This is a genomic window from Jeotgalibacillus marinus, from assembly GCF_040801915.1.
GTDB lineage: Bacteria > Bacillota > Bacilli > Bacillales > Jeotgalibacillaceae > Jeotgalibacillus > Jeotgalibacillus marinus.
Window position 1 is genome coordinate 1 of sequence record NZ_JBFMIA010000109.1, and the last position, 365, is coordinate 365.

Consider the following 365-nt stretch of genomic DNA (forward strand, 5'->3'; position numbering starts at 1 on the left):
GGAAAACTAATGAAAACAGAGTTTATTACCGTTCAAAAATATTTCACAGTAGACGAGGCCATTGCTCATTTTCGAATGACTGTGAACAATAAAAAAAATATCCATTACATTTATGCTGTCAATCAAGATAATGTGTTATGCGGTGTCGTTTCCATGAAAGAATTGCTAGCGGCAGAAGGTCATGAACGAATCAATAAGATAATGGTGAAAGATATAATTTCTGTTGATACTGACCTTGATCAAGAAGACGTAGCAAAAATAGTCGAAGATAAAGATTTGTTGTCTGTACCGGTGGTTGATGAAGAACACCGTATGGCTGGTGTGGTTCATGTGGATGATATTCTAGATGTTGTACAAAAAGAAAC

1 protein-coding gene is annotated in these 365 nt (G+C 35.6%); it reads left to right on the plus strand.

Annotation, left to right across the window (positions count from 1 at the left end; all coding sequences use genetic code 11):
• On the plus strand, nt 1–365 hold a 365-nt coding region (locus AB1471_RS17175; RefSeq protein WP_367780954.1), incomplete at both ends, for a CBS domain-containing protein.